Here is a 1744-nt window from a genome sequence, read left to right as displayed (position 1 = left end):
TGATAATATAGGGAATAGTAATCCGTTATCCGCTATTAAACTAATAAATAAAATTTGAGGAGATATTTTTATTATATCTGACTTAATTCCTAATTTAAGTAAACTATTTTGAATATTAGTATTATCTATATTTTTTTCTTTAACAAAATAATTTCCTCTAACATCTTTTTTTAGCACTTCCTCAAAATTCATAAGTTTATTTTTTTTACTGTTAAAGGTTTCTGTCAAATCTTTTTCCTTACTATTTATAGGATAAATATACTTGTTTGTTTCATTTTTTCCATCACTATAGCTTACTTTATAAATAGAAATGTCATTTTCTTTAGAAATTTTATTTAGTTCTTTATATATGGATTCTTTGCTATGTTTAAAATCCCATTCCGTAATTTTAATTACATAATTACTATCTGGTATCAATTCTTCTTCTTCTTTAAGACTAAACAAAAATAGAATCGAAAAAATAATAAATAACATAGAAAGATCTAAAATTATTTTTAAAATTTTCATTTTTCCCTTTCCATCAAGAAAAGAATGGATAATTTATCCATTCTTTTCTAATACACTTTATAATATGTTTGATTTCCAGCCCAAGATTTTTCTGCGGATGCCTGTGCTTTTACTCCAGGACGAGTTTTCCCACTCTCTGAAGGATATTTACCAATTGCAGTTGAAGCATGATATTTTGAATCATGAGAATAGTACGACCAAACATATTTTTCTCCTACTCCATTGATCTATCCCCTCTGTAATTTTTTACATTTTTAGTATAATCTTTTTGGATTTCTTTTACAACAATATTTTTAAATATAAGTAAAAAGTAGTAACATTTGTATAGAGATATTTTAAATAAATGATAATTTCCATTGCATACATTCTATTCTTAATTGTATAATTAAGGCAAATAAAAAAGAACGGCAGGAGTGATAGGAGCTACCAACTTCCATCAGACCTCAATAGACTTGGCTCAAATTAAGAAAAAAGTGGATGAAGAGAGATTACAAAAGACAGGTAGTGTAAGATCGCTACCTGTCTTTTTGTTTGCCTCAACTTCATACGACAGTACATGTTTCAGGTGTTCTTCATGTAAAAAAGGAACGGTGGGCTGGAGCCATTGACCAACAAATTCATCCAGCATGTCTACGGGATTTGTCACTTTGACCGTAGGCATATGCGGTAGTTTGCATGATTCCACTCTTCTACCACTCGTGAGTCACCCAGGCAGTGACGAGCAGATACAAAAAAGACATGAATAGGGTTTGCCAAATAGTTAGGGAACATAGGGCGTTCAGACGGCTTTACGGTGCATCACAGGCCGTCTGTGGAGTTAGGGACACAATGGACAGCTCAGGCAGAGATAACAAGTGCTATGGCCAGGTGAGAGACCTGGTGCTCTGAAAGTAGATATGACGGATACTCGTGGCGACGTGACGCCATGGATCGGAGGACAGGGTTTTGGTCTGTCAACATAATATTGGACAGTTTTTATAGAATATTTCTTTATATTCTTTTGGTGTTAGATCATTCAATGCACCGTGCGGTCTGATATTGTTGTACCAGTTCACATCATCAAAAAGTTCAATATTCAAATGATTTAGAGAAAGAAAATGAAATTGATTAATAAATTCGGTCTTCATCGCTTTAAAGGTTGCTTCAGCGACCGCATTATCATACGGACACCCTTTCATACTCAACGATCTCTGAATACCGAAGGTATCAAGCACTTCATCTATGAGATGATTATCAA

At 32.9% G+C, this 1744-nt stretch carries 2 protein-coding genes and 1 pseudogene; all 3 read right to left on the bottom strand.

What is annotated here, in order from left to right; translation table 11 throughout:
- A pseudogene (locus ERX35_RS11275) lies at positions 1-507 on the bottom strand (hypothetical protein); the annotation flags it as partial.
- A gap of 47 nt (positions 508-554) precedes the next feature.
- Positions 555-734: a lactococcin 972 family bacteriocin gene (locus ERX35_RS11270; protein WP_149459980.1), complete on the bottom strand. Its 180-nt coding sequence runs from the start codon at positions 732-734 to the stop codon at positions 555-557.
- A gap of 726 nt (positions 735-1460) precedes the next feature.
- Positions 1461-1744: IS3 family transposase (locus ERX35_RS11265; protein WP_149459979.1), on the bottom strand; the 284-nt coding region annotated here is incomplete at its 5' end.

Source organism: Macrococcus equipercicus, assembly GCF_004359525.2.
Classification (GTDB): Bacteria; Bacillota; Bacilli; order Staphylococcales; family Staphylococcaceae; genus Macrococcus; species Macrococcus equipercicus.
This window is presented reverse-complemented; position numbering and strand designations above follow the sequence as displayed.